26 protein-coding genes and 1 pseudogene are annotated in these 26,619 nt (G+C 42.9%); 14 read left to right on the top strand and 13 right to left on the bottom strand.

Annotation, left to right across the window (positions count from 1 at the left end; genetic code table 11):
- Positions 1-48: 48 nt before the first annotated feature.
- Positions 49-525 carry a YHS domain-containing (seleno)protein gene (locus L8S15_RS11895; RefSeq protein WP_010432507.1) on the top strand — a complete coding sequence of 159 codons (477 nt, stop codon included), beginning with the start codon at positions 49-51 and terminating at the stop codon, positions 523-525.
- A 282-nt stretch (positions 526-807) separates the two neighbouring features.
- On the top strand, positions 808-1,443 hold the full coding sequence (locus L8S15_RS11890; protein ID WP_016766908.1) for an START domain-containing protein: 636 nt from the start codon (positions 808-810) through the stop codon (positions 1,441-1,443).
- A gap of 32 nt (positions 1,444-1,475) precedes the next feature.
- Here the strand turns inward: L8S15_RS11890 and L8S15_RS11885 are convergent, their stop codons facing one another.
- From L8S15_RS11885 to L8S15_RS21845, 3 genes and pseudogenes are all read right to left on the bottom strand, one after another.
- Entirely contained in the window at positions 1,476-2,006 is a 531-nt protein-coding gene (locus L8S15_RS11885; RefSeq protein ID WP_010432498.1) for a hypothetical protein, read from the bottom strand.
- Positions 2,007-2,014: 8 nt separating this feature from the next.
- Entirely contained in the window at positions 2,015-2,401 is a 387-nt protein-coding gene (locus L8S15_RS11880; RefSeq protein WP_010432496.1) for an MAPEG family protein, read from the bottom strand.
- A gap of 761 nt (positions 2,402-3,162) precedes the next feature.
- Positions 3,163-3,395 (bottom strand): annotated as a pseudogene (locus L8S15_RS21845) (YjiH family protein); the annotation flags it as partial.
- A 109-nt stretch (positions 3,396-3,504) separates the two neighbouring features.
- On the opposite strand from L8S15_RS21845, the gene nhaD reads away from it, so the two are divergent.
- A complete protein-coding gene (nhaD, locus tag L8S15_RS11870; RefSeq protein ID WP_016766906.1) occupies positions 3,505-4,944 on the top strand; it encodes a sodium:proton antiporter NhaD in 1,440 nt (479 codons plus the stop codon).
- Here the strand turns inward: nhaD and L8S15_RS11865 are convergent.
- The 3 genes from L8S15_RS11865 to L8S15_RS11855 all read right to left on the bottom strand — a co-directional run bounded on the left by L8S15_RS11865 (position 4,941) and on the right by L8S15_RS11855 (position 7,551).
- Positions 4,941-5,327, bottom strand: a complete 387-nt coding sequence (locus L8S15_RS11865) for a hypothetical protein (protein WP_016766905.1) — start codon at positions 5,325-5,327, stop codon at positions 4,941-4,943. The genes nhaD and L8S15_RS11865 overlap by 4 nt on opposite strands.
- Before the next feature lie 228 nt (positions 5,328-5,555).
- A complete protein-coding gene (locus L8S15_RS11860; RefSeq protein ID WP_016785485.1) occupies positions 5,556-6,038 on the bottom strand; it encodes a methylated-DNA--[protein]-cysteine S-methyltransferase in 483 nt (160 codons plus the stop codon).
- A gap of 64 nt (positions 6,039-6,102) precedes the next feature.
- A complete protein-coding gene (locus L8S15_RS11855) occupies positions 6,103-7,551 on the bottom strand; it encodes an AlkA N-terminal domain-containing protein (protein WP_016790012.1) in 1,449 nt (482 codons plus the stop codon).
- Positions 7,552-7,785: 234 nt separating this feature from the next.
- On the opposite strand from L8S15_RS11855, the gene L8S15_RS11850 reads away from it, so the two are divergent.
- Entirely contained in the window at positions 7,786-7,989 is a 204-nt protein-coding gene (locus L8S15_RS11850; protein ID WP_010432480.1) for a hypothetical protein, read from the top strand.
- 219 nt (positions 7,990-8,208) lie between these two features.
- Here the strand turns inward: L8S15_RS11850 and L8S15_RS11845 are convergent, their stop codons facing one another.
- Positions 8,209-9,102 (bottom strand): LysR family transcriptional regulator, encoded by an 894-nt coding sequence (locus L8S15_RS11845; RefSeq protein WP_010432478.1) that lies wholly within the window; start codon positions 9,100-9,102, stop codon positions 8,209-8,211.
- 154 nt (positions 9,103-9,256) lie between these two features.
- On the opposite strand from L8S15_RS11845, the gene L8S15_RS11840 reads away from it, so the two are divergent.
- Entirely contained in the window at positions 9,257-9,610 is a 354-nt protein-coding gene (locus L8S15_RS11840; RefSeq protein ID WP_010432477.1) for a DUF413 domain-containing protein, read from the top strand.
- Between the two features lie 549 nt (positions 9,611-10,159).
- The gene (gene nagB, locus L8S15_RS11835; RefSeq protein ID WP_010432474.1) at positions 10,160-10,960 is read left to right on the top strand and encodes a glucosamine-6-phosphate deaminase; all 801 of its coding nucleotides are present in this window, start codon (positions 10,160-10,162) and stop codon (positions 10,958-10,960) included.
- A gap of 298 nt (positions 10,961-11,258) precedes the next feature.
- On the opposite strand, the gene L8S15_RS11830 is transcribed toward nagB, so the two are convergent.
- From L8S15_RS11830 to L8S15_RS11820, 3 genes are all read right to left on the bottom strand, one after another.
- Positions 11,259-11,795, bottom strand: a complete 537-nt coding sequence (locus L8S15_RS11830; RefSeq protein ID WP_193846163.1) for an MltR family transcriptional regulator — start codon at positions 11,793-11,795, stop codon at positions 11,259-11,261.
- A 50-nt stretch (positions 11,796-11,845) separates the two neighbouring features.
- Positions 11,846-12,994: a mannitol-1-phosphate 5-dehydrogenase gene (locus L8S15_RS11825; RefSeq protein ID WP_010432469.1), complete on the bottom strand. Its 1,149-nt coding sequence runs from the start codon at positions 12,992-12,994 to the stop codon at positions 11,846-11,848.
- A gap of 193 nt (positions 12,995-13,187) precedes the next feature.
- Positions 13,188-15,077: a PTS mannitol transporter subunit IICBA gene (locus L8S15_RS11820; RefSeq protein WP_010432466.1), complete on the bottom strand. Its 1,890-nt coding sequence runs from the start codon at positions 15,075-15,077 to the stop codon at positions 13,188-13,190.
- Between the two features lie 572 nt (positions 15,078-15,649).
- Between L8S15_RS11820 and L8S15_RS11815 the strand changes: the two genes are divergently transcribed.
- The 4 genes from L8S15_RS11815 to norW all read left to right on the top strand — a co-directional run bounded on the left by L8S15_RS11815 (position 15,650) and on the right by norW (position 20,610).
- Entirely contained in the window at positions 15,650-16,516 is an 867-nt protein-coding gene (locus L8S15_RS11815) for a hypothetical protein (RefSeq protein WP_016793154.1), read from the top strand.
- A gap of 289 nt (positions 16,517-16,805) precedes the next feature.
- Complete coding sequence (locus tag L8S15_RS11810; RefSeq protein WP_010432463.1) at positions 16,806-17,462, top strand: nitroreductase family protein; 657 nt, start codon at positions 16,806-16,808, stop codon at positions 17,460-17,462.
- 435 nt (positions 17,463-17,897) lie between these two features.
- On the top strand, positions 17,898-19,460 hold the full coding sequence (gene norV / locus L8S15_RS11805; RefSeq protein WP_280573195.1) for an anaerobic nitric oxide reductase flavorubredoxin: 1,563 nt from the start codon (positions 17,898-17,900) through the stop codon (positions 19,458-19,460).
- Position 19,461: 1 nt separating this feature from the next.
- Entirely contained in the window at positions 19,462-20,610 is a 1,149-nt protein-coding gene (gene norW, locus L8S15_RS11800; RefSeq protein ID WP_016766900.1) for an NADH:flavorubredoxin reductase NorW, read from the top strand.
- A 114-nt stretch (positions 20,611-20,724) separates the two neighbouring features.
- Here norW and gltS read toward each other — a convergent pair whose 3' ends face one another.
- Both gltS and L8S15_RS11790 read right to left on the bottom strand, forming a co-directional pair.
- Positions 20,725-21,951, bottom strand: coding sequence for a sodium/glutamate symporter (gene gltS / locus L8S15_RS11795; RefSeq protein WP_010432457.1), 1,227 nt, complete (start codon positions 21,949-21,951; stop codon positions 20,725-20,727).
- Positions 21,952-22,265: 314 nt separating this feature from the next.
- Positions 22,266-22,622, bottom strand: coding sequence for a YibL family ribosome-associated protein (locus L8S15_RS11790; RefSeq protein ID WP_010432454.1), 357 nt, complete (start codon positions 22,620-22,622; stop codon positions 22,266-22,268).
- Between the two features lie 244 nt (positions 22,623-22,866).
- On the opposite strand from L8S15_RS11790, the gene L8S15_RS11785 reads away from it, so the two are divergent.
- Positions 22,867-23,688 (top strand): DUF4344 domain-containing metallopeptidase, encoded by an 822-nt coding sequence (locus tag L8S15_RS11785; RefSeq protein WP_010432449.1) that lies wholly within the window; start codon positions 22,867-22,869, stop codon positions 23,686-23,688.
- A 104-nt stretch (positions 23,689-23,792) separates the two neighbouring features.
- Here L8S15_RS11785 and L8S15_RS11780 read toward each other — a convergent pair whose 3' ends face one another.
- The gene (locus tag L8S15_RS11780; protein ID WP_010432446.1) at positions 23,793-24,179 is read right to left on the bottom strand and encodes a tautomerase family protein; all 387 of its coding nucleotides are present in this window, start codon (positions 24,177-24,179) and stop codon (positions 23,793-23,795) included.
- Positions 24,180-24,502: 323 nt separating this feature from the next.
- On the opposite strand from L8S15_RS11780, the gene L8S15_RS11775 reads away from it, so the two are divergent.
- The 3 genes from L8S15_RS11775 to L8S15_RS11765 all read left to right on the top strand — a co-directional run bounded on the left by L8S15_RS11775 (position 24,503) and on the right by L8S15_RS11765 (position 26,596).
- Positions 24,503-25,123, top strand: coding sequence for an LON peptidase substrate-binding domain-containing protein (locus L8S15_RS11775; protein WP_010432444.1), 621 nt, complete (start codon positions 24,503-24,505; stop codon positions 25,121-25,123).
- A 110-nt stretch (positions 25,124-25,233) separates the two neighbouring features.
- Positions 25,234-25,881 (top strand): sigma-70 family RNA polymerase sigma factor, encoded by a 648-nt coding sequence (locus L8S15_RS11770; protein ID WP_010432441.1) that lies wholly within the window; start codon positions 25,234-25,236, stop codon positions 25,879-25,881.
- Positions 25,874-26,596 carry a ChrR family anti-sigma-E factor gene (locus L8S15_RS11765; protein ID WP_010432438.1) on the top strand — a complete coding sequence of 241 codons (723 nt, stop codon included), beginning with the start codon at positions 25,874-25,876 and terminating at the stop codon, positions 26,594-26,596. Before L8S15_RS11770 ends, L8S15_RS11765 begins: the two co-directional genes overlap by 8 nt.
- Positions 26,597-26,619 lie beyond the last annotated feature (23 nt).

The following is a 26,619-nucleotide window of genomic DNA, read 5'->3' as shown; positions in this document are numbered from 1 at the left end:
GGGCTAATTTATTCAAACAAGATAACCAAAGAAGACAAGGAAATTGTTATGTCATACATCAAACCAGCCAATAAAAAACTCACTCTAATGGTAGCGTTACTAGGTACCAGCTTCTCGCTAATGGCAGCAGATATCGACATGAGCGTTGATAGCAATGACATAGCGATCAAAGGCTATGACCCAGTAGCTTACTTTACTGATTCGGGCGCCGTTCAAGGCTCATCAAAATTCACAGCAACTTATAAGAACGCTATTTATCAGTTCGCAAGCAGTGAAAACCGAGATCAGTTTCGTACTAACCCTGAAGCTTATGCGCCTCAATACGGTGGCTATTGTGCCTTTGGTGTAGCTATGGGCAAGAAGTTTGAGACCGACCCTAATGCATGGAAAGTCGAAGATGGAAAGCTATATCTGAACTTGGACAAATCTGTACAAAAACGATGGTTGGAAGATACACAAGAATTTATCCAAGATGCCAACAGTAACTGGACGACGATCAAAACTGTCGAAGCTTATAAACTCTAGTCGATAAGCTCTAGTCGACAAGTTTTAGCCTATAAATTTGTCCACTACTCATTTTAGCCTTCAACGTTTATCCATTGCCCATTAATAAAAACGGAAGCGACCGAACGCTTCCGTTTTCATGTCGACGATTTAACCATGGATAAGTAGTCAACTAATGGTGACACCACAATAAACAACGATGTGACACTCAAATCAGAGAAAAGCATAAAGCCCTCAGCACGAATCAAATTCATTTTTACTCTATACTTCTGACAGATAAGCTTTTCTTTTTCAGGAAGAATAATGATATTAGCTAGGATTGTTGCACTCGGGCTTTACACTCTATCAACACTCACCTATGCCGCCCCATGGCAATTTGTGAAAAGCGAAGATGGAATCGTCATTGATAAGAGGCCACATAGTGAAGGCTTGGTAGAAATACGAGCGAAAATGCAAACACCGACCAGTTATTCTGGTTTTTTGTTATTGCTGGAAGATAGCGACAATGTGCCGAACTGGATAGACAATGTATCTGCAAGCCAAGTGTTAATGCAAATTTCTGAAACTGAAAACATCGTCTACACCCAGTTTAAAGCACCTTGGCCTGCTAGAAATCGAGATATGGTGACCTACTCCCAGTACAGCGTCGAAGATGGACAGTTTGTTTTATCGATTAAGGATGCTTCGAACTATTTGGCAAAAGAATCAGGGTATATTCGAATCTACGATGTGGACGCACTTTGGACATTGCAACCACTTACCAATGGCAATACCTACATTACCTATACTGCGTATGCGAACGCGGGTGGGATATTACCAAATTGGTTGATGAACAAGTTATCGATCGGCAGCGCACTGAGTACGTTTAAAGGGTTGAAAGAGCAGCTACCAAAATACCAAGGCCAGCAACACCCTCACCTGCCAAGCGAGTCTCGCTAGCTATATAACTGCCAATAGTGGAAAGCAAACCACTAAGGCCTTCTTGCCAGATCTCGAGCTAAGATCAGTGCTAAACCAAATACCTGAAGAAAAAGCGCGATATTCTTGTAGAAAGCCATTTTCTCATCGAGCCTTTGTATTAACTCAACCAAGGTTAGGTTATCCAAATAGTAATCGTCGATTCGTGTTCGTTGTGCTTCTTGAGCACGGTTTATCAACACCATAATCTCGGGTAAATTAGCCAACGAAATCGTTGGCACTTCATCACTCACCCAGCGCCTGAGCTGGCCGCGCAACGCTTCATTGAGAACTGTCGCAGGTTGAGCCACTTCTGTTGGTCGTTTATCAAGGTGAATTAGAATGGCTTCACGCTTGCGTTCTAGGGTTTCGATCGTATTCCAGGCTAGTTGTATCGAATATACATTGCCGTATTTGCGATCGTTGTATTCCGCTTTTTCCGCTTCAAGTTTATCTAACACCAAGCTCGACATAACAATCGCCATGATGTTGAGTATCAGACCTGCAAGGACAATTGCCCAAGCAGGAGGAAGGCGTAATACCATAATGCTCCCTAGAACATTTTATCAAAAGGTAGGTAAGCTAAGTTTAGGACAATCAAAGAGATCATGCAGATAAGCGTTAACACCATACCCACTTTTCGACCCTTAAAATTTTCCGCTAGAATTCCTTTAGCATGAATCACACGTCCCAAAAGAAAAGCCACGCCCAGTACATGAATAAACCAAACATTGGCTCCGTTCATCTCTAAGAACCCCATCAAGATAATTGTAATGGGGATATAATCCATTGCGTTGCTTTGTGCCGAGCGTGCTATCTGCAACGACTCAACACCGCCATCGGCGTAAGCGACCAGGTTCGCTCGCCTCTGCTTAATAACTTCGATCGCTAACCAGATCATGACGACCGTCAGCAAGGCTGCGTAAAGTGCTGTAACCATTATGTTTCCCTATCACTTGGTGTTAATTCGTCATACATTACCCATCAATTCATTGGTGCAGTCAATGCAAAATGATATTTGAGCCCGAAAATATGTAAGAGATCTCTTACATGTAACGTAAGAGATCACAATTAAGCTTCGCAGAAAACACCTAAAAAACAAACCCAACCCTTTGTTTTGTATGAATCTACGCATATTTATTTCAGTTAGCGTATTCATTTATTTCTTACCATCAATTGCGAGCAAAGCCTCCAAAGTGTTTAATACACAGGTCGACAGGGAGTTGGCAGGAACAGGAAAAAGCCTAACGGATTAGGTATCTTCAGGACGAAGATTTGATGACTTAGGATGAGTGATCAGCATGGAAGTTTTCCTCTAGGATAGAGCCACTCGCCAGGATGACGAGTTAGCAAGGACACCGCTAGGAAGGCGACGAATTGGATAGGTTAAAGGATTTAGCCACGTCAAGGAATGATGCAGGGAGCACCAGTTACCTATTGAAAAATTAGTAACGCGCAGTAGCAGGATGGCTACAAAAAGAATAAACCCCGTTTGGTGAAAGCCAAACGGGGTTTCCTTTTTTTTTAGCGTTTGAAAAGTCTCATTGGCAATTCATTTACCATAAACCCTAAAAAGTTTCGAGAACTGTCATTCTACAAAAGTTATAGAATAATATTCATCAAGAACATCGCACCAAACGCATTCAATACTGAAATCGCGATCATCACTGGAATATAGCGACCTTCAATACCAATTGGTCCCATGTATGCACCAACAAACTTGAAGATAAACATCACAGCAACCGCTAGGCCAATTGACGAAGTTACCGCCAAATAACCATCCATAACTGGAAGGGTGAACAGTACTGTACCTGAAGAGAAGAAGTTAACGATCGCCCCGCGCCAGCATCAGTACTTTGAAGCGACGCAATCAATGCTAAGCCTGAGTTGCCAGGAGTATCCATCAAAGCTAATACTTTCGCCACCGTCTTTCTTTTTCACTATAATCTATTGAATTATTAAGATATCTATCACACCCCACATGCTTATTTAGGTCTACGCTTTTACCCGTGTTAATAACTTATTAACTTCGGAGCGTAATCCATGCTAGGTATCCAGCTTTCAGCTGTTCTCTCTCTATTCTTCTTTTCAACGGTAGCAGCTGCTTCCACTTCTCAGCTAGAGGAATCGCTCAGTCTAACCAACTCGTTTGCTGGCTACCTGTCGCTGACCATTTTCGTTGTCGCCTACATAGTGGTGATGATGGAAGAATACCTAAAGCTCAGAAAGTCAAAGCCCGTGTTACTGGCAGCTGGCTTAATCTGGATTATCATTGGTTTCACTTACCAAGAACACAACCTTGTCGAAGTGGCCAAACAAGCCCTTGAACATAACTTACTAGAATACGCTGAACTACTGCTGTTCCTACTCGTGGCCATGACGTACATCAGTGCCATGGAAGAGAGGAGGTTATTTGATGCATTGCAAGCGTGGATGGTAGGCAAAGGGTTCAATTTCCGGTCTCTATTTTGGTTAACAGGTATTCTTGCATTCTTCATTTCCCCCATTGCCGATAACCTCACCACGGCTCTATTGATGTGTGCTGTGGTTCTTAAGGTCGCAGGCTCTAATCCAAAATTCGTTAACCTCGCGTGTGTGAATATCGTGATAGCTGCCAATGCCGGCGGCGCATTCAGTCCGTTTGGGGATATCACGACACTAATGGTTTGGCAGGCTGGACATGTCAGTTTTACCGAATTCATTCCGTTATTTATTCCTTCAGTGATGAACTACTTGGTTCCAGCACTGATCATGTCTTACTTTGTTCCAACCACTCAGCCCGATACTGTGCACCAACACATCGAGTTAAAACGTGGCGCAAGGCGAATCGTCTTCTTGTTCATCATGACAATCGGTACCGCGGTCGCTTTCCACGCCGTGCTTCACTTCCCTCCTGTAATGGGCATGATGATGGGGCTCGCCTACCTCCAGTTCTTTGGGTATTACCTACGCCAGACCTTGCCCAATTCGCTCGCTAAGAAAAAAGCGGTGGCGATTGCTAACAAAGACGAAGGCGCGCTTAAGAGATTAGGTTCAGTCGTGCCATTTGATGTATTTCGTAGGGTATCTCATGCCGAGTGGGACACGTTATTGTTCTTCTACGGTGTCGTAATGTGCGTGGGCGGCTTGAGTTTGTTAGGTTACTTAGAGCTTGCCTCTGGTGTGATGTACAACCAATGGGACCCAATTTGGGCCAACATCATGGTCGGGATCTTGTCTGCTATTGTCGATAACATTCCGGTGATGTTTGCGGTGCTGTCCATGGAGCCACAGATGTCAATAGGTAACTGGCTATTGATTACCTTAACTGCAGGTGTTGGGGGCAGCTTGTTGTCTATTGGTAGTGCAGCAGGCGTGGCGTTGATGGGGGCAGCGCATGGGAAATACACCTTCTTTGGGCACTTAAAATGGATGCCAGTGATCATGATAGGTTATGCCGTCAGTATCGTCGCTCACTTATGGCTTAACAGCGCTCTTTTCTAATTAGACAACTCGCCCAAAGGCTTCTCAACCCTTGTCCAGACATTGCTTAGTTGCATCGCTGGGCAGCGGTTGCAGGTGAGTACCGCACCTTGATGTTGAATCCGCATTACCAATCCAGGGTCAACTCGACTATTTGCGGAATTTAATTTAATGTTGATCAAATCATCTTCGACACGATACGTGCGGGTAACGGTATTACCCATAGTTTGATAAGTCACTTGCCCCGATTCGAACACTAAATAGCTGCCATTCTCAGCGTTCTCATACATGCCTTTGAACAAAACAAGCTGTGGTACTTCGAAGGGGCGACTCGTGTCGGTTAAGCAGCCAGTTAGCAATAATGCGCTACTGCAGCAGAATATAAGTGAATAACGGCTATTCATTTGAGCATCCTTGCTTGGAGAATATAGTTAAATAGTATGCAACTAAACTAGTATTTTCCAGAAAGCGCCAATTTTATTGTAAAGTCACTCTTTACGTCCCTAGCCCATGAGTTTTTAACCATAAATCGATACATCAATGAATGGCATTAGTACTCAATATCAATTTGTGCACCATGAAAAGCAATGCACTCTCGATAAAGCCCAATCAACATTCTCTACAGAACCTATCTACTCCTGTTCCCTTCCTTCGATAACCAATAAGCGTTGCTTTCGTTCGACACCACCTGCATACCCGGTCAGCTTGCCATTTTTACCAATCACACGGTGACACGGCACAATCACTGACACCGGATTTTTGCCATTCGCTAGACCAACAGCACGCACCGCTTTCGGATTGCCAATCGCATCAGCCAATTGTGCATAGCTCCAGGTTTCACCGTATGGAATCGTCGTGAGAGCTTGCCACACCGACTGCTGAAACGGTGTACCCTTGGCTGAGATCGGCACAGTAAATTGAATGGCTTCGCCAGAAAAATATCGATTGAGCTGGTCGGCAACCAATTCAAAGATCGGAAAGTCATCATCTCGAACGCCTAACTGATCTGGCTTGGTTGTGTATGTTTCAAACCAAAGACCGAGCAGCCCTTCATCGTTCCCCTGTAAAGTCACGGTTCCCAGTGGGCTCTCATAATAAGTAAAACGGTTAGCCATAATATCTCCTAGCCTAGTACTACAGATGTTTGTGTATTGTAGATATTTGTGAGCACTCTTTATTTTAAGACTGATTCCAGCAGTGGAACGTGGCGTAGCTTCCCCAAGGCGAAACACTCTCTGTATTAATCGTAGAGCGATGCTCAATGAACTTCTTCACCACCAAATCGCTAATCAACAGGTGGTTAGGCTCACTTAGCCCTCTGAGCAGCGCGTACTGAATCGTCCAAGGCCCAATGCCCTTTAGGTCAATCCACTTAGAAGGGTGTTCGGCTTCGTTGTCGACCATGTATTCGGCAAAACGCTTTAAAGTTTCCTTACGACTTCCCGGCATTCTTAAAAAGCTCACATCAGCATCAGCTATTTGTTTAGGTGTTGGGAAATACGCTTTCTCAGATGCATAAGCAATTTGTTGTAATTCAGAGCACTCTTGGGAATTAGCCAACTCTTGTAAAACAGAAGCTTGATGCGTACCAGAAATCTCTCGCACCAGTAAGTTGAGTTGGCCGATCGCTGCTGTTACTGAGACTTGCTGCCCTAGAATCGCTCTTACACCAGCCTCCCAAGCACTCCAAACGCCAGGAATACGGATACCACTCTTGGCAACCAAGTTAGGATCAATGGTCATAAAAAAAGCCTCAACCTTGGCAATATCGACATCAAGGTCGAACATACGTCGAATGTTAGCAATCAAACTTCTTAATTGGCTTATATCGTCCAACTCAAATTCAATATCTAAGCGGTTTTCTTTTACTAAGGTGGCCTTGAACCAGCCTTTAGAACCATTCACATTCACCGTGCGTTGATAATAGTTTTCACCGATGCCCTCCAGACCTTCAATCATTCTTCGTCGATAAAAACCCAACAGGTGCTCCCAATCTAAAGGGCCATGAAAAGAAAGTTGGATATGGTTACTCAGGTAGTTGCTGGGTTTAGAGCGTCGGATTTGGCTTGGTGAGAGCTTCAGCTCTTTTAAAAAGGCATCATTGAAACGGCGTATACTGTTAAAGCCGCTCGCAAAACCGACATCAGTAATGCTCATGCTACTGGTGTGCAGTAACTGCTTCGCAAACATTAACTGGCTATATAGGCTGTATTGCTTTGGTGACACACCGATGTAATTGTCGAATAAGGTTCGTAAATAGCGGTCTGAGATACCCAAACGAGCCGCAAGTTCTACGATTGAGCCTGAATTCAAAGCACCGTTATCGATCAATTGTAAAGCACGCAAAAACGTTGTTTCGACGCCTTTCCACGCGGGTGAGAATGGTGCGCTATCAGGGCGACATCGTAAACAAGGACGATAACCCGCTTTCAAAGCCTGAGCTTGATGAGAAAAGTATTCGACATTTTCTTCTTTGGGCGGGCTTGCCGGGCAAATAGGTCGACAAAAGATACCTGTCGTTTTTACTGCGGTAAAAAACATGCCGTCAAACCGAGCATCTCGAGAGTAGCGAGCCAAACTACACTGCTCAGTCGTTAAGACACTGTTGTTATTGATATTTTTTAACATGTCATACTCTTCTAATTAACGGCTGCTCTTTTTCCAATAACTAAAAGTCTACCGCGAACCGCCATTGCCGCTAGCCACTTTCGGAAGTGAAGGTTAAATAAATCACAAAAACAGTTTTATTTTCACTCAATTCAGCTATTTTTAATAGGTAGAAGGGATACTTCTAACAACGTCAACAACTGGTACTTAGCACATTAAGATGCAGAGACCTATTGGATAAAAAGGAAAAAGGCTATGGATCTTCATACGTGTCGAATTGTGTTATCAAACCAACAAATTCTCACCAGTCAATCAGTCGAGCAATCTCTCAGTTACCTTGAGGATCAAGCCGACATCGGAATTTCTATGATCGAAATTGATGCTACCGATGGAAATCAAATCCATTCGTACATGTCTCGCTCTCTTGAAGAGTCAATCGAGAATCTAATGAACTTATAGTTCCGCCAAATAAGGCACATTGACCAGGCTTAACTTCTTTTATGTGGGTTAGAACTGACTTTTGATTTGGTTTAGAGCTTATCTTTGATTTAGAAAATATTTATGTTTTAAAGAATGGGATGATCTCGGATTTAAAAATAAAGTTCTCGCTGGTTTAAAAACAAAAATGGCTCCTTTAACAAGGAGCCATTTTTTTATGAAAACATCGTGAAATTAAAACTAAGCGTTTGGAGCTTGCTCAGCTGCTTGTTGAAGCGTATACGCCGTTGATGGGTCAATCTCATTAACCAATTGCTCAACCTGCATGATAGCGTCAACTGAAGTACTGCTTTTACGATAGCTCAAGTAAATAGGGCGATACCAGTCTTCAACCCCTTTAACCTTGTGTAACTGACCCGAAGCAATAAAAGGTTCAACCAGAGATACAGGTAGGTAGGCACTCCCCCCTTTCTCCAAAATGAAGTCAAGGGCAATACGAGCCGTAGAGGTACGTAGATACGGCGCGGGCACTTTTGGGTGACGCTCGGCGTGTTCAGAACCAAAACGCGTTCCCCAGTCGACATAAACATATTTATGTTGGAATACAGATTCCAGATCATCTTGTTGCGTTGATACCAACACCAAAACCAAATCAGCGACTTTTTTACAGTTCAACTCTTCCGCTTTGATCTGATCGAAAGCGAAAGCCATATCTAAGGTGCGTTCAAGTAAATTTCGGTTGAGTTGCTCACGCCCCATCACCTCGGCCATAAAGCCATAACCACCAAAAGAATCGGTTACTACACTCAAACAATTTTGCAGATACGCATCCCAAATATTCGGTGTACCACCCAGTGTTAACTGCAAAGCTTTACCACTCTCCAACGACAGCTCAAATTTAGCTTGTTGTAAGGTAGACACCATCACTTCCGCATAACCAATCAAACGCTCACCGGAAGAGGTGAGCTTGATGTTATTGCGATCACGAATGAAGAGCTGAGTATCAAAATAGCCTTCTAGCTGTTTGATACGCGCACTCACCGCCGCCTGTGTCAGATACAAATTTTCTGCTGCACGCCCAAAATGGCGCACCCTTGCAACCTCAAGAAAGGTTCTAAATACTTTCACATCCATCAAATACATCTCTGTAATAAATCTGCTAACTAGCCGATCTAGGATTGTTTATCGTAAAGGCAAAAACGTTTTGTTTTCTATTTTTGCCTTTTAACAATATTTTCGCGTGAACAATAAACACTAATTTCTATCTAACCACATTACTGAGGCTGATATGTCTGAGACCGAATTCCGACACGGAAAAAAACGTTTTTATGACACCATTAAATTCCCACGAGGGTTCGCTAAGTCAGGTGATTTTACTCTTTCAGAAGAGGAAATCCTAACCTTGTTTGGTGACACTATGCTTGCACTTGAAACTGGTGAACTCACACCAACCAATGCTGAAGAAAAACACTTCATTAAAGTGCTATCTCACCCTCATAAGGCTAAGTCCAAGTTAGAGCGTGTTTGGTTGAAGTACATTCAACTAGCTCGTGGACGCCGTCGCTTTCATACCCTAAACGGCTGCAAACGCGGTGAAGTGCCTAGGGAAGAATACGAAAGTGAGTTAGTGTTAGAAGATTAGTAAAATAGCTCAAAGTGATACCTCATCACTTTGGGCTTTTTTTTGCCTTCAACACACTTTATCTTCGCAACAGTTAAGTTTAGCTAACCCGGCTGGTTTTACCAATATATATAAATAATTCATAACGATAGCACCGAGACACCTCGACTCAGGCATAACCTCAACGGTACTTGCATCACTGTAGAATTTACGTTTCTCTCCTTCCCCCCTTCTTTAATCAATATCACTCTACATTACCCCCCTTATTTTTCTGCCTGAACTCTATTCTAGCGGCCTGTTAATGCATCGAAGTACACAAACAAATCAAGCTTATCGACCCTTTCAGACGCTGAATTGAATCAATATTATGCTATATGACAAACGTATTAATCTTGTTTAACGCCACCAAATATCCATACAATAATTATGCAATTCTGAGAGATCTAGTCACAAATACAATGAAAAAAGTAAAATATTGACCTAAAACAATAGCAGAACATGACAACTTATTTTATAATGCGAATTAATGTTTCAGAACACTATAAAATTTAATTTCTAGGGGCAAAATCAATGAGACTTATTCCATTAAGCAACAAAGCAAAAGTAGGTAAATGGGCTGCTCGTCATATCGCAGATTCTATCAACAAATTCGCTCCGACTGCCGAGCGTCCATTTGTATTAGGCCTTCCTACTGGTAGCACACCTCTAACTACTTACGCTGCGCTAATTGAACTTTACAAAGCTGGTGAAGTAAGCTTTAAGCACGTTGTAACATTCAATATGGATGAGTACGTTGGCATCGACCCTAACCACCCAGAGTCTTACCGCACATTCATGCACGAGAACTTCTTCAACCACGTTGATATCCAAGCTGAAAACATCAACCTTCTTGATGGCAAAGCTGACGACATAGATGCACACTGTGCAGCGTACGAAGAGAAAATCCGCTCATACGGTAAAATCAACCTATTCATGGGCGGCGTAGGCATCGACGGTCACATCGCATTCAATGAGCCAGGTTCTTCTCTGTCTTCACGCACGCGTATCAAAACGCTAACTGAAGACACTCGTATCGCGAACTCTCGTTTCTTCGATGGCGACATTAACCAAGTGCCTAAATACGCACTAACTATCGGTGTTGCGACTCTTCTAGATGCTGAAGAAGTAATGATCCTTTCTCTAGGACACAACAAAGCGCAAGCACTTCAAATGGCTATCGAAGGTTCTGTAAACCACATGTGGACTGTTACCGCTCTACAGATGCACCGTAAAGCTATCATCGTTGCTGATGAGCCAGCTCAACAAGAGCTAAAAGTTAAGACTCTACGCTACTTCCAAGAGCTAGAAGCTGAAAACATCCAAGACCTATAATCGATTGTCTTGAATAAAAAGGCGTTTTTAATAGAAAGAGCGTCTTGAATAGAGAAAGCCACAGAATGTGGCTTTTTTTGTATCTGCAATTTGAGGAGGTGAGTAACAGGATCGATAATAGAGCGACAAGCTCGTTTAAACAGGCTGCAGAAACAAAAAAGCGATTTCTCAAACAAGAGAAACCGCAATGACGGTATATTCTAAGATGGATAAAACGAATTAAAGCTAGATAAGCTAAATAAACACTTTAGGTGTAAGCTCAAGCGAAAGCTTCAAGCTATGAACTCAATAGCAAAAACTAAGAACTCAGCGCGTTATCTCGGCACAAGGTGTTAATGATGTCTGTAATAGCCAAAACGATCGTGGATTTCACTTTCTGGTTATGTCGACCCAAGAACATTTCTAACATTGGACCAGACATGGTTTTCACCATATCAGGGTCGTATTCAATAGGCATAATACGCTGAATAGCATGTACTTTGTTTAGCTCAAAGATGATATCCACTTCAGTAAAACTGGTGTCATCACCCTGTATTTTCGCCCATTCTTTTAAGGTCACGAAAATCTCTAAGTCGTCATAAAGCTCTTTACTGATCACGCCAAGCCCCAGAAGCAACTTTCCGCGTATCATTATTTCCCCTAGCGGCCCGCCACTATTGAGAAGAGGTTCTACAACGAACTTAATCGCAGTATCGTCTTTCTTGAAAATATTTTTTAAAACCGAATCTACCGTATCATCCAATGCATCATAAGCGGCCATCAGGCAAGCGCCAGCACTCTCAGCCTCGGAAAGTGCTTCGAGTAATTCTGTTTCATGATTAGTTTGTATTGGCATAACGGCTCGGCAATAAGAAAGTGCCACAGGAGTGGCACTTTGGTGGTTTATCATTTCAATGCTAGATAAGCTTGTTCCGCTAGTTTAACAACTTCTGAGTCACTATTCAGCTCAGAATAATATGCTAATGTCTCTGCAAAGCCTTTTTCTGCAAACATTGCCTGAAGTTCAACCGCTTGAGGGTCATCTTCGTTCTTATAATGGAACGCTGCCGCAATCGCTTTTACTAGGTGAGCGTTTGGAAGGCCGTATTCTAATGTGCCGTTCAGTGGCTTAACCAAGCGATCTTGTGGGCTCAGCTTACGAATTGGTTGACGACCAACACGATCTACTTCATCACGTAGGAATGGGTTTGCAAAACGACCAAGGATTTTTTGGATGTATGCAGCGTGAGCTTCAGGATCAAAACCGTAACGCTTAATAAGTACAGCACCACTCTCTTCCATTGTTGCTGTTACTTCAGCACGGATTACGTCGTCTTCAATAGAGTCTTTGATTGTCTCATGACCCGCAAGAACGCCAAGGTATGCCGTTACTAGGTGACCAGTGTTAAGAGTAAACAGTTTACGCTCAACGAAAGCCATTAAGTTATCAGTGCATTCCATTCCTGGGATGTTTGGGATATCACCCTTAAATTGTGTTTGATCTACAATCCATTCGCTGAACGTTTCAACCGTTACTGCTAGAGGGTCTGTCTCGCCAGCTTCTGCCGGTGGAACAATACGGTCAACCGCTGAATCAACGAAACCAATGTGCTCTTCAGTGAAGGCTTTCATTTCATCAGAAAGGTGCTCTAATACTGCAGCTTTAAGTTGGCTAGTACCACGAACCATGTTCTCTGCCGCGATTACGTTCATTGGTGCAGTGTTACCAGCAGCAGCACGTTTTTCAATGCCTTGCGCGATAGATTTAGAGATAATCTTGAGAACCGTTGGGCCTACCGCTGTTGTAATAAGATCCGATTCAGCAATGCAATCCACCACAGCGCTTGTCGCTGAGTTCACTGCTGTTACGTTTTTAACGATCTCAACAACACACTCTTCTCCAACAATCTTTACTGGGTATTCTTTACGCTCAATTAACGCATTAACAACCGTTTCATTTACGTCTGCAAACGTAACCTTCATACCAGCATCAGAAAGAAGCTTACCAATGAAACCACGACCGATATTACCTGCACCAAAATGTAACGCTTTCATAATTTTAGACCTTATAAATATTTGAATCTAGATAGCTAACTACTCAACAACATGCCCTTTCCAATTAGGTTCTAGGCATTAAACAGTAAGCTATACAGACTGAATCTTTATTAAACCGATAAAGAGTAAGACCGAAAATGAGGCCAGTGGGGGGACACCGGCCTCCTTCACTCAGGAGCTTGACTAGAGCGTATTAATTTCCGTTTAGAATACGTAGAACATCATCTGGGTTAGTTGTGTTCTGTAAGCATTCCACTGCTTCTTCGTCATCAAGTGAATTGGTAATAGCCATCAACACCATGTTGTGTTCATCGCCTTGTGCTGCAATACCGATAACCATCTTCGCAATATCATCTTCATCTTCACCCCACTGAATGCCTTCAGGGTATTGACAGAAAACGATGCCGGTTTTTTGTACGTACTGTTTCGCTTCGATTGTGCCGTGTGGTACCGCGATAGACTCGCCTAAGTAAGTAGACACAAGCTCTTCACGAGCAAACATACCTTCTACGTATTCAGGTGACACATTGCCAAGTTTTACTAATTGGTCACCAGCAAACTTAATCGCGTCTTTTTTCTGAGTCGCTTTTAGACCAAGGAAGATGCTGTCGTTAGTCAGAGCAAGTTTGTTGCCTTCTTGTGCTGGAGCCGCTGCCGCAGGTGCTGCTACTTTCGCTTCACCGCTTTGTGCTTCTACAAGGTCTACAACCAACTGGTCATATACAGCGCCATCTAGGAAATTGTTAAGAGACATGTGCATTGCACCTGGTACGGTTTTACGTGCACGGTCTGTTAGGTCTTTGTGTGTAATAACAATTTGCGAATCAGCTGGTAGGTTGTTGATTGCATAGTTAGTTACCACAATGTTCAGGCCTGCTGTTTCTACTTTTTTACGTAGTAGACCAGCACCCATTGCGCTTGAACCCATACCCGCATCACACGCTACGTACACAGCTTCTACATTAGCTAGGTTCACGTTTGCACCTGATACCGCACCTTTAGAAGACGCTTTCATGTCTTTCATTTGTGCTGATGCTTTTTCTAGTGAATCTTCGTCGTCACCTTGAGCTGAAGTCTTAAGTAGGATTGAAGCTACGATGAAAGACACAGCGGTTGAAGCGATTACTGAAAGTACAACACCTAGGTAAGAACCTTTTGGCGTCATCAGTAAAACTGCGAAGATAGAACCTGGAGATGCTGGAGAGATAAGACCAGAATCAAACATTACGTTAGTGAATACACCCGTCATACCACCTGCGATTACAGCAAGAATTAGACGTGGGTTCATCAGTACGTACGGGAAGTAAATCTCGTGGATACCACCTAGGAAGTGGATGATAGATGCACCAGCAGCAGACTGTTTCGCGCTACCTTTACCAAATACCATGTAAGCAAGTAGAAGACCAAAACCAGGACCTGGGTTAGCTTCAATTAGGAAGAAGATTGAACGACCAATCTCTTCAGATTGCTGGATACCTAGTGGAGAGAAGATACCGTGGTTAATTGCGTTGTTTAGGAAAAGAATTTTCGCAGGTTCAACAAAGATAGAAGCTAGAGGAAGAGCACCTGCTTCAACCATTGCGTTAACACCGGCCGCAAGACCACCAGATAGAATCTTAACTGCAGGACCAATCACGACAAACGCGATGATTGCGCAGATCATACCGATGATACCAGCAGAGAAGTTGTTCACTAGCATTTCGAAACCGCTCTTCACCTTACCGTGAACAGCTTCATCGAATTTCTTAATTGCGATACCACCTAGTGGACCAACAATCATTGCACCCATGAACATAGGGATATCTGTACCAACGATGACACCCATCGTTGTAATTGCACCAACAACCGCTCCACGGTCGCCGCCAACCATTTTACCACCGGTGTAACCGATCAATAGCGGTAGTAGGTATGTGATCATAGGACCAACCATTGATGCTAACGTTTCGTTAGGCCACCAACCTGTTGGAATAAATAGTGCAGTAATGAAACCCCACGCAATAAATGCGCCGATGTTTGGCATTACCATATTGGATAAGAAACGACCAAAGTTTTGAACCTTAATCTTTGCTTCTGGTGATAACATAGGTAGAACCCCGTAGTGTATTGGTTGGTCAAATGACCGAAAGTGTTTATTCAAAAGTCGATTAAAATGTATCACAACATTTCGAAAATGCACCTTGAGGCAATTTTAGTGACAGTGGTCACACACAAAAAACACTTTCGGGTTATCGATAGCCACTTAGATCACAAAAATGGTATGAATTTAAATTACAAAGCAATTTAAATGGGAATAACACTCATTATCGAGTGATATTGATCACATTTTGTTTTGTAATACTTAAAAATAAATAGTGATCAATATCACACTTAATAAAATAGGGTATCTAAAATCTATAATTAGTGAACAAAATAACAGCGTATCATGCTCAATACATATGCATCAGTACGAACCAAAAACTTGACTTTGTAATTTAATTACAAAAACAAAACCTAAGCTTCAAATGAAATGAGACATAGCGCACTATTAAAACTACAGGCCAGAGCGCTGCAGTGAACACTAGATGGATGTGATATGGTATTTAGCTACTCAAATGCTATTTATTTAATTCCCCTTCAACACCAACCAGCAGGTTGCTCTGCTATTTGAGAAAAACTATGCCAGAAAAAATCTCCACATCAGCACTCGCCAAACACAAAGGGGTGGAACCTAAAACTCTCTTCAGTGATCTAAAAAGTGCTGGCTATATAGTGCGATCGCAAGAACGTTGGGTGCTCACTGAGCGCGGTGAAAGTTTTGGAGGGGAATATGTAGAGCACAAAAAATTTGGTGTCTTTATTGTATGGCCGGAGAATCTGCTCATCGACTTAGATTCATTCTCTGGTAAAACGCTAACCGCGACTCAGTTGGGCAACGCTTTTCAACTCAGCGCGAAGAAAATTAACCTGCTACTCAATGAGCTTGGTTGGATAACCAAAGAAGAAGATGGCTGGCATGTGACTTCTACGGGTTTAAAAGCCGGTGGTGAACAGAGAGAAGATAAAGCAACAAAAAACTTGTTTGTGGTGTGGCACGACTCTTTGGTGCGTAATAAGCGCTTAAAGCAATCAGTTGTCGAATTTTTAGGTCACGACGCCGAAAGCCATTCTACCGACGCTTCGTTTTCTAGCTTTCGTCAGAAGTTCGAAGCAAAACACCGAAGCTTGGACGGACACTATGTTAGGTCGAAAGGCGAGCTGATCATAGATAACTGGCTCTATATGGCAGGAGTAGTCCACGCCTACGAACGTCCACTCCCAATCGCAAAAGAAGTCATGAGCGATTTCTACCTGCCAACTGGCAAGGTGTACATTCAGTTCTGGGGAACGGATTATGGGTCAATAGATCAAGACCAGCGCATTGCCACTAAGAAAATTTACGAGGAGCATGGTTTTGGTTTAATCGAAATCTGCCCAGAAGATATTCCCAATCTCGACAAGGTATTACCGCCATTATTGCGTGAATATGGAATAAAGGCGTATTAAGTCACTGAAACTCGCACACCATAGCTAATCAAGATCACATTAATTCGCTTATTATGGACTTTAACTACCATAGTGATTTGATATGTTCGCTATTTTTCTCAAGCGACTCTTCTATTATCTTACTCCCATCGACTCGAGCTACTACAGTAATTCGGTATTTGGGGCATGTTCGATAGCCATTTAAACGACTTTATAAAAGGTTTCGATTTAACTGAGCTGTCCGTTTATTGTTGACGTCACTGAACATTAAACCCTACAACATTTATTCTTATAGATATTAGGAGCCAACATGACTCATCCAATCATCACAGATTTGAACACTCGCTACACTGCTAAAAAATACGATGCCGACAAACGTGTATCAGCAGAAGATATGGAAGTAATCAAAGAAGCTCTTCGCTTGTCAGCTTCTTCTATCAACTCTCAGCCTTGGAAGTTCATCATCATTGAGAGTGACGAAGCAAAACAGCGCTTCCACAATACTTTCGAAAACATGTTCCAGTTTAACCAACCACATGCGAAAGAAGCGTCACACACGATCTTGTTTGCTCACGACCCTAAGTACACTAAAGAAAAATTCGCAAAACGTGCTGACACAGAAGTCAGTTCTGGTCACCTACCCGCTGAAATGTACGAGCAGTTCTTAGGTGCTTACGCATTCGCTGAAATGAACACAGACGAAGAAGGCTTTAACGGCAATTGGACTAAATCTCAAGTTTACATCGCACTTGGTAATACACTGCACACGCTAGCTCGTCTTGGCATCGCTTCAACACCGATGGAAGGTGTAGACGCAAAAATGATCAGTGAAGAATTTGCCGATGAGTTAGATGGTCATGTTGTTGATGTTGCATTGGCGATTGGTTACCACAAAGATGGCGAAGATTATAACTACGGTAAACCAAAAGCGCGTCTAGCGGTTGATCAAGTTGTAACAACTCTCTAGTTGATACGAACAACCTTGCTAAATGAACCATTCATTTAGTTTAGTGTGAAAACCAATTTTAGCTTTAAAACCAATATTAGTTATAACGCCAATTTTAGTTATGACTACATTTAATATGCTTAAACGTACTGCCTTATATTTTGGCCAGACACTTGTCTGGCCTTTTTTGTATCTGCTACTGATTTTCCCAATCAGCTAGTCATATTTATAGAGGCTCAGTTTCATCTATCTTTATCCATAAGCATGCCAATACCTAGAACAATTTCGCGTGAGTTAAAATGACACTAAGGGATTATTAAGACAACAAATATAAAAAAGTCATAATGACACAAATCCTTACCAGCATTAAATTAACCTAATTAAAAACAATCACTTAAAAACATGGCACACCAAATGCAATGATGAGATCAGATATTTAAATAAGGTATTATCATTATGACTATTCACGTTAAATCAAATGTTCATTGGGTCGGCGTCCACGATTGGGAAACCGAGCACTTCCACGGTAAGGAATACCACATGAACAAAGGTACGAGCTATAACTCATACCTGATCCGTGAAGAGAAGACGGTGCTTGTCGATACTGTCGATCATCGCTTTACTGAACAATTCCTTGCAAACCTAGAGATGGAAATCGATATCAACGAGATCGACTACATCATTTGTCAGCATGCAGAAGAAGATCACTCAGGCGCCCTCTCTGCGCTACTGGCTAAAATTCCGAACACACCCGTCTACTGCACAGAAGCTGGTGTTAACTCTATTGTTGGCCATCACCACCAGCCTGACTGGAACTTCCGAACCGTTAAAACAGGCGACACGCTCGATGTCGGTAACGGTAAGCAACTCATCTTTGTTGAGATGAAAATGCTGCACTGGCCAGACTCAATGGCGACATACCTAACCGGTGATGAAATCCTGTTTAGTAACGATGCTTTCGGGCAACACTACTGCGACGAGAACCTATTCAATGACCAACTAGACCAAGTAGAGCTACATGACCAATGTCTGCGTTACTTCTCAAACATCCTCACGCCTTTCGCGCCTTTGGTGAAAGCGAAGATAGAAGAAGTCTTGAGTTTAGGCGTGCCAATCGATGTTATTGCTACTTCTCATGGCTGTATTTGGCGTGACAATGCGACTCAAATCGTTGAGCAATATTACGAGTGGTCAAAAGCCTACAAAGAAGATCGTATCACCATTGTCTACGACACCATGTCCAATAACACTCGCATGATGGCAGATGCGATCGCAAAGGGTATTCGTAAAGGCAGCCCAGAAACAGCCATCAAAGTCTACAATATCTCTAAGCACGATAAGAATGACATCCTTGCCAATATCTTCCGTTCAAAGGGCGTACTTGTTGGATCATCGACCATGAACAATGTGATGATGCCGCAAATCGCCGCACTACTTGAAGAAGTACACGGCCTGCGCTTTGCAGAAAAAAGAGCCGCAGCATTTGGCTCTTCAGGGTGGACTGGCGGCGCAGTAAAACGCATCGATGCTCGCTTACGTGAAGCCAACTTCGAAGTGAGCGCACCTCTGCATATCCACTGGAAACCAGATACAGACGCACTTCGTCAATGTATTGATTATGGTATGACACTGGCCGAGGTTTGGCGTGTGAATCCAGACGAAGTCAGCGCACCAAAGCAAGTATCACGTAATGTGACACCGCTTGAAACCGCGCCTTCGCCAACGAGCACTCCAGTCGCACTCGATGACACAGACGAGCTGCAACTCGATCAGCAGCAATTCGATCAGCAACAACTCGTCGAAAAACAACTTGAGAAACAGCCCGAGCAAGTTCAAGGCCAGCCAAACCACAGCGCAGATTGCACTTGCTGGCGCTGCACTGTCTGTGAATGGGTGTACGACCCACAATTGGGCGAACCCTACCAAGGCATTGAACCAGGAACACCTTGGGCACAAGTGCCGGATGACTTCCTTTGCCCAGAATGCCATTTAGGCAAAGAAGTGTTTGTGGAGAAGTAATATGGACAACATTGTTCTTGTGGGCGCTGGTTTCGCTGCTTTACAAACCATAAAGATGATCCGTAAAACTGACCCAAATATCGCTATTACAATAGTCACTGCTGATGCGGGTATTGAATACAGTAAGCCGAATCTTTCGCATGTATTCAGTCAAGCTCAAACACCTCAGCAACTTGCGATCAATACTGCTCAACAATTAGCTGAGCTGCATAACGTTGTCATTAAAACCAACGTTTGGGTAAACGAGATTAACACCGAGCAACAGTTTATTGTCGCTGGCGATGATATCATCCCATACTCAAAACTAGTGCTGGCAACCGGGGCAGCGCCTTTCATACCTGCTGCTGAGGGGTTGAGTGCTCAGGCAACGATTACTCTCAATAGCTTGGAAGAGTTCGAAAAACACAAAGCTCAGATCGACGCTGCGCAACGAATCACCGTTATCGGTGGCGGGCTCATTGGCGTCGAGTTAGCTTTCGACCTTCAAACGGCGGGGAAAAGTGTCACGGTCATTGAACCAGCAAGTTATCTATTAGGTAGTTTGGTGCCACCTTTTATCTCCCTAGAACTGGAACGAGAGCTTCGTAAAGCCGGTGTGACAGTTGAGACGGATGCAATGGTAAGCCATGCCACCTATCTCGCTGACGGAGTAAGGTTACAAACGACCTCTTCTCGATTAATCAAAACCGATGTGGTCATCGCTGCAGCTGGGTTAATGCCAAATACAGCACTCGCGCAACAGACAGGAATGGCAGTGAACAGAGGTATCATCGTTGATGAAGCAATGAGAACTAACATCAAAAATGTCTATGCCATTGGGGATTGTGCTGAAATTCAAGGACGAGTAATGGCTTACCTGCAACCCGCGATATTAGCGGCCAACGTATTGGCGAAACAACTCACTACGGGTGAAGGAAAGCTAAGCTTGCCGCATATTATGACTAAAGTGAAAACGCCTAGTTATCCGATTCAGCTGGCAGGCCGTGATATTCAAACTGCTCAGAGTTGGGAGACTCGGTTTGATCCAAAAGGGATTGTCGCCAAAGGTTTTAATGAGGCAAACCAACTCGTCGGATTCATTGTCACAGGGGAACACACTAAAGCAGCATTTCCTCTGCTTAAAGAACTACAGACCAGTTCACCGACATAAGATAAAATCTATAAGTTCGGTATATGCTAGACAATAAAAAAGCCAGTCAATCGACTGGCTTTCTTGTATTCATCTTGGTGCGATTAGCTCATCGCATTTAAGCAAGGACGAACATTAACCGATAAACGAGATGTAACCTTGAAGGATGATCAGGTTAACGATATCGATAAAGAAGGCACCAACGATTGGCACAACCATGAAGGCTTGTGGCGACGGACCGAATCGGTTCACCAAAGAACCCATGTTCATTACCGCTGTTGGTGTTGCACCTAGGCCGAAACCACAGTGACCACCCGCCATAACCGCTGCGTCGTAGTTAGAACCCATTACTTTGAACGTCACAAAGTAAGAGAAGATACCCAACACCACAGCCTGAACCGCAAGGATAACCAAGAACGGAATCGCAAGGTCAAAGATGTTCCAAAGCTTAAGGCTCATTAGCGCCATAGCTAAGAACAGTGATAATGACACCGTGCCCAGAATATCGACCGTTTCGCTATCGGTTTTATGCAGCTTAGTGACTTCAAAAACATTTGTAATGAATACACCAATAAACAACGCATAAACGAAGTCAGGGATCATCAACCAAGAAATTTCAAAGGTCGCTACCCACTGCTCTAGGTATTTCGCGCCCGTGATACAGATAAGAAGAATGAACAATACTTCGATCACCTTCTTCGCGGTCACTTTGTCTTCTTCGTACTCATTGTAAGTAACGAGTTCAGGGAAGCGTTCGTGCGTTTGCGTGCCAGTACCGTATTCAGATTCAAGTTGGTTCTTATCAATCAACTTTTGGGCCACAGGGCTACCGATGATGCCGCCAATAATCAAACCAAAGGTGGCTGAAGCCATCGCAATTTCTAGAGTATTGGCAATACCGAATGTGTCTGAAAACGTCTGTGACCAAGCTGCACCGGTACCATGACCGCCAGATAGCGTAATAGAGCCTGCAATCAAGCCCATCAAAGGTTCAAGACCAAGGGCTGTGGCTAATGTCACACCTACACCATTTTGGATAATGATGTAAATCGAAGCGACCCCTAAGAACAGAAACACCTTTGCACCACCTTTCATCAACTGGGTGTAGTTAGCAGCAAGGCCAACAGTCGCAAAGAACATCAACATGAAGGTGTTCTGCAATGGCAAAGAGAACTCTAGGTCAACGCCGTTGAAGTGTAGGGCAGTAATAGCAAAAGCGACGATCAAACCGCCGACGATGGGCTCAGGGATATTGTACTTTTTGAGAACCGGTAGCTTTGCATTTACAAAATGACCTAGAAACAAAACGCTAATTGCGATTAGGAAAGATTCTAGTGGCCCTATTGAAATTAATTGATTCATATAACCTCTATTGTTTTGCGTGCTCATCTTCCCTAATGAGTCTGGTTTTGTCTGTAATTATGTGTGCTGCTCTACCTGTGCTATGAGAATGGGTAAGAAATTGTGGATGAGAAAACCAGCGCATTGCTGCGTTCACTCCGCACCATGTTAGTAGTACGTTAACTTTTAAGTAGAGAGCGACGGTTTTGTGATAACAATCAATCTCCAAAAGTATAAATCGACAGCAATGATACTGCTGCTCAATCTCTTTTTGAATACCTAAAAAAGCAAAAAGGAGCCATTGCTAGCTCCTTTTTTATTACCATTGCTGGTAATTAGAATTTTTTCGGGGCATACCCTGTCATAACCTCAATGCGAAGCTCTTTACCAATCTTCGTCATTGGGTGAACAATCACTAATCCTTTTACAGACTTTTTCAATTTGCCCATATCCGCTTGCTCAGCTTTTGTAATTTCACGGCTAAATGGCATATCAATCAGCGACTTACGCTCTTGATTCACATCGAAGCTTTCTTTGTGTTTAAGCTGGGCAATTTTCTTAGTTAGCTTCTTAATCTCATCTTCAAATTGACGAACAACAGGACGATCATTACGAGTTTTAGCAGCCGCTAACTTGTTGCGACACTTGTCTAGACGGTTGTTAATTTGTTGAAGTTCGTTTTTAACACTCATAATAATTTCCTAAGATTAAACAAGCCAATTCGGATTGGGGCGCGGAGTATAGCACAAGGCTTTACCTGAACCGAAATTTATCTGACAAATAGCCAATCGTATCAAAGATAACCTAAACTGATTACCACTCGATAATCATTCTAGAATAGATTAACCCTCGATAAGTGATGTTTCACTCGTCTGTGCCACTCACCAAAAATCCAACGGCAAAAAGAACTTAGTGCCAACCACATAAGGATCTACGATGACATTCATTAAACTCGTGCAGAAACGAGCACTAACCTACAGCCTAGCCATTGGCTCTGTGTTCGCCACAACTTATGTGTCTAGTGAAACATCCCGTGTCAATACGCTACCTGATAACCTTATTGTTGAGTACTCGACACCTAAGACTGAGGCAGAACAACAGATCAAAAAAGAGATTCAACTTAGTGGCGTCAACGACACCGTGATTGACCTATCCAATCAACTCTTCATGTTTAATAACCCATTAACCATTCAATATGGCAACGAAGACGGTCCACTCTACGATCCACAAACGCATCAAGTGCTCATCCCTTATAGCTTTTATGCTGAATCGTTAACTTACTTTGAAAAGAATCAGTACGAAAAAGAGTACGGGAAAACGGCACAAACTGGAGCTATCGATACCTTACTTCACACCCTACTGCACGAAGCTGGGCATGCTTACATAGAAGATCAAAAAATTGCTATTTTGGGGAAGGAAGAGGACGCCGTTGATAACCTCGCTACCATCATGTTGCTCAACTATGTAGAACACGGCGGAGATGCCGCAATTAGTGCCGCTGACATGTTTGCTTTCGAGTCAGAAGACCGTCCTGAATATTACGATTTAGGTGAATACATTGATGAACACAGCTTTGATCTCCAACGTTACTTCTCTACTCTGTGTTTAGTATATGGAAGCGACCCTGAAGCTTATAAAAACTTACTCGATGACGTGGAAAATGACTACCTAAAAAATAGAAAAGAGTTCTGCGTGGAGCACTTCGATGTGATTAACGCGAATTGGCATCAATATTTGAAAGAGAGTAGTGAGGGTTAGTTAAAGACCTAAAGAGACAAAAAGCCGAAAGTTCTACAAAAGAGTTAGAGTTAAGCGAGCGGCCTAGAAACCAATTCTGAAGCCGCTATCAAACAGGGTTAAATCTAGACTTTTACTTTATACTTAAGGTCTTGAGCTTCATCACCGGTCATTCCTCGGAACCCCCAACAGTGCGATGGCTGCTCTTTAATGGTGATTTCGATATCAATAGGAGAGATAGAGAGTTGCTTTTCTATTTCGGAGAATATTTTCTTAATCAGACGCTTTTTAGTATTTACCGCCCGACCTTCCATCATGTTGATTTCGATAACCGTGTATGCGTCGGTTCTACCCTCTGGGTAAAAGAAGTCATCCCTTTCCAACGGCACAAACCGATGGGCTCGCTTGTCATCGGGCAACCCCATCTCACTGTTTAAGCATTGCTGCAACACGTTAGATAGCTGCAACTTAATTGGATTTAAGCACTCTTTGATACCATAAATAACAATCATGACCATTCCTTTGATGTGATGTTAGGTAAAGAAGAACGTTAGATAGAAGGACCGCTTGGCTGCTATCCACTCGCTTACTATTTGTTCATATATTACCTAATGACGTCAATGAAAGAAGGTTAAATCAATGAATTTATGAACAGGTGCAACAAAAAACATAGGGTTCGATTTTTCACTCAGTCACTCCTCCGTGAGATATCGATCAGACCTCAGTAAAGTAGCTATTCTAGAAACGCTCAGAGGTACTCATTACAACAAATTGATCGAACACCAGAAATACCCCGTATATCTGTTCACATTAAATTTGAACTAAGGAGTACTATGTGCCGAACTCACTCAACAAGACCACACAGACAAAAGACGAATTAGAAACACCTGTAAAGTCTTCTCCAGAACTCGCCGTGTTTCCTCTCCCCATCTTTCTTTTGCCTGGAGGCCGACAAAGATTACGCATTTTTGAGCCTAAGTACCTTGCCATGGTCGCTCAAGCGGCACAGGGGGATGGTTTTATTCTCGCCACTCAAGACAATTCAAATTCAGAACACCATAGTTACTGGGGAACAAAAGTTTCTATTGTCGATTTCAATATGTCTGATGATCAAATTTTAGAAATCGATGTCGAGGGACAAGAGCTTGTCCAACTTCATTCGTCTTTTCGTTCTCAAGACGGTTTAATTAAGAGTAGATTTAGTTCAATGCCTCACTGGCCTGAGCTTGAGTACAAAGTCCCCAATGTGGTAACAGCGTTCTTGGTGCAACTGTTTCGCGACCACGACTCAATCAGAAACCTCTACCCGACCCCTGATTTTGAGAGCTCACAATGGATATGCGCTCGGTTGCTTGAGATAATGCCTATCCCTATAGAAAAGAAAACAAAATTCACTGAGCCAACCAGCTTTCCATCACTAGTTCCTTTTTTGAATCAAATCATTACGGGGCAATAAACACTTTTATTCACTATAATTTTGTATAGTAGAAATTATTTTAATTAAAAGTGATCCCTCTCCTCTTTAACCACGTAATGCCAATCAAATTCGAACAGCGGTAATTTGCTATGCAAGTGGAAAGCAGAAGTTTAGGGATAGGCAAGGAGCAAGTCATTATTCCCGACAATAACTCACCTACCAACAACAAAGTACCTACAGAGCTCTCAAGCTGGCTAATTTTGGTTGGTACAGACCGAGACAAGCAGGCTTTTACCTGTTTGTTCAAATTCTTCGCTCCGAAGATAAAACGTTTTGGCATTAACAAGTTAGGTAGCGAAGCCGCGGCTAACGAGCTAGTTCAAGACACTATGACCAATGTGTGGAAGAAAGCACATCTTTACAACCAAGAGAAAGGTGCAGCGACCACTTGGGTTTACACCGTGATGCGAAATGCTGCCTTCGACATGTTGAGAAAGGTCAAAGCAAAAGCAGAACAAACGATCGCCGACGACATTTGGCCAATTGATGCGATGGTGGCCGAGTCTCAGAATGAAGAATTGCCTTTTGGTGATCATTTGATGAGTCGTCACGTAATGACTCAAATTGAGAAGCTGCCTCTAGCTCAAAAAACGATTGTCAAAGGTGTGTATTTTCAGGAGCTATCTCAAGAACAGCTCGCACAACAACTCGGCGTTCCGCTCGGAACAGTGAAATCGCGACTAAGACTCGCTTTAGCCAAACTCAAGGTTCACATGGGGGACCAAAGTCATGATTAAACATCATCCAAACGCAGCAATGTTGAAAGACTTTGTCGATGGCACTCTAGCCGATTCAGTTTCCTTGATCGTATCAAGCCACGTTGAACTGTGTGAACACTGCCAGCAACAAGTAAATCAATTGACCGCAGAAGCGGCAAATAATGTTTTTGATGCAGAAGAATCGGGTCAACGCGTGTTGTCAGAAGATCAATCATTCTCTAACGAAGAAATAGATTTGGATATAGAAAAATTCCTGTCCGAAAATAGTGATTTTGATTTCGAAGCTATAGCGCAGATAACATCCGATCCATCTCAATCAGTTGAGGTGACACCTGAACTGCAGAAAGTAACCATCGCCGACACCACGTTCACTATTCCAAGAGCATTGAGTTCGGTGACAAGAAAAGATTGGATGAATTTAGGAAAAATTTCGCGAGCGAGATTGGATTTTGATGACGAGGCACACCACACGAGTTTGTTACACATCGACAAAGATGGAAAGGTACCTTGCCACACTCATAAGGGCTTCGAGATCACACTACTTTTAGAAGGTAGCTTCGAAGATGAAATGGGCGTCTACAACAAAGGTGATTTCATCTGGTTGGACGGTAATCATACTCATCAACCAGCGACCAAAGAAGGTTGTGTTTGTTTGACTGTTTCGAGTGATGCGCTTTACTTCACAAAAGGTGTAAGCCAGTTATTCAATCCACTCGGCAGGTATATCTATTAATCCAGTTGCACGCTATAAATATA

The organism is Vibrio sp. S/42/10 (genome assembly GCF_029890535.1).
GTDB classification, from domain to species: domain Bacteria; phylum Pseudomonadota; class Gammaproteobacteria; order Enterobacterales; family Vibrionaceae; genus Vibrio; species Vibrio cyclitrophicus.
The sequence above is the reverse complement of the archived record's forward strand: the minus strand, read 5'-3'. Positions and strand labels throughout refer to the sequence as shown.

Coding starts and splice junctions, on each gene's coding strand:
- gltS (WP_010432457.1), bottom strand. CDS start 21,951: ATGAATCAATTAATTTCAATAGGGCCACTAGAATCTTTCCTAATCGCA.
- norV (WP_280573195.1), top strand. CDS start 17,898: ATGACTATTCACGTTAAATCAAATGTTCATTGGGTCGGCGTCCACGAT.
- L8S15_RS11840 (WP_010432477.1), top strand. CDS start 9,257: ATGTCTGAGACCGAATTCCGACACGGAAAAAAACGTTTTTATGACACC.
- L8S15_RS11825 (WP_010432469.1), bottom strand. CDS start 12,994: ATGAAAGCGTTACATTTTGGTGCAGGTAATATCGGTCGTGGTTTCATT.
- L8S15_RS11895 (WP_010432507.1), top strand. CDS start 49: ATGTCATACATCAAACCAGCCAATAAAAAACTCACTCTAATGGTAGCG.
- L8S15_RS11855 (WP_016790012.1), bottom strand. CDS start 7,551: ATGTTAAAAAATATCAATAACAACAGTGTCTTAACGACTGAGCAGTGT.
- L8S15_RS11815 (WP_016793154.1), top strand. CDS start 15,650: ATGCCAGAAAAAATCTCCACATCAGCACTCGCCAAACACAAAGGGGTG.
- L8S15_RS11790 (WP_010432454.1), bottom strand. CDS start 22,622: ATGAGTGTTAAAAACGAACTTCAACAAATTAACAACCGTCTAGACAAG.
- L8S15_RS11850 (WP_010432480.1), top strand. CDS start 7,786: ATGGATCTTCATACGTGTCGAATTGTGTTATCAAACCAACAAATTCTC.
- L8S15_RS11830 (WP_193846163.1), bottom strand. CDS start 11,795: ATGCCAATACAAACTAATCATGAAACAGAATTACTCGAAGCACTTTCC.
- nhaD (WP_016766906.1), top strand. CDS start 3,505: ATGCTAGGTATCCAGCTTTCAGCTGTTCTCTCTCTATTCTTCTTTTCA.
- L8S15_RS11885 (WP_010432498.1), bottom strand. CDS start 2,006: ATGGTATTACGCCTTCCTCCTGCTTGGGCAATTGTCCTTGCAGGTCTG.
- L8S15_RS11785 (WP_010432449.1), top strand. CDS start 22,867: ATGACATTCATTAAACTCGTGCAGAAACGAGCACTAACCTACAGCCTA.
- nagB (WP_010432474.1), top strand. CDS start 10,160: ATGAGACTTATTCCATTAAGCAACAAAGCAAAAGTAGGTAAATGGGCT.
- L8S15_RS11770 (WP_010432441.1), top strand. CDS start 25,234: ATGCAAGTGGAAAGCAGAAGTTTAGGGATAGGCAAGGAGCAAGTCATT.
- L8S15_RS11860 (WP_016785485.1), bottom strand. CDS start 6,038: ATGGCTAACCGTTTTACTTATTATGAGAGCCCACTGGGAACCGTGACT.
- L8S15_RS11765 (WP_010432438.1), top strand. CDS start 25,874: ATGATTAAACATCATCCAAACGCAGCAATGTTGAAAGACTTTGTCGAT.
- L8S15_RS11865 (WP_016766905.1), bottom strand. CDS start 5,327: ATGAATAGCCGTTATTCACTTATATTCTGCTGCAGTAGCGCATTATTG.
- L8S15_RS11845 (WP_010432478.1), bottom strand. CDS start 9,102: ATGGATGTGAAAGTATTTAGAACCTTTCTTGAGGTTGCAAGGGTGCGC.
- L8S15_RS11880 (WP_010432496.1), bottom strand. CDS start 2,401: ATGGTTACAGCACTTTACGCAGCCTTGCTGACGGTCGTCATGATCTGG.
- L8S15_RS11810 (WP_010432463.1), top strand. CDS start 16,806: ATGACTCATCCAATCATCACAGATTTGAACACTCGCTACACTGCTAAA.
- L8S15_RS11890 (WP_016766908.1), top strand. CDS start 808: ATGATATTAGCTAGGATTGTTGCACTCGGGCTTTACACTCTATCAACA.
- L8S15_RS11820 (WP_010432466.1), bottom strand. CDS start 15,077: ATGTTATCACCAGAAGCAAAGATTAAGGTTCAAAACTTTGGTCGTTTC.
- L8S15_RS11780 (WP_010432446.1), bottom strand. CDS start 24,179: ATGATTGTTATTTATGGTATCAAAGAGTGCTTAAATCCAATTAAGTTG.
- norW (WP_016766900.1), top strand. CDS start 19,462: ATGGACAACATTGTTCTTGTGGGCGCTGGTTTCGCTGCTTTACAAACC.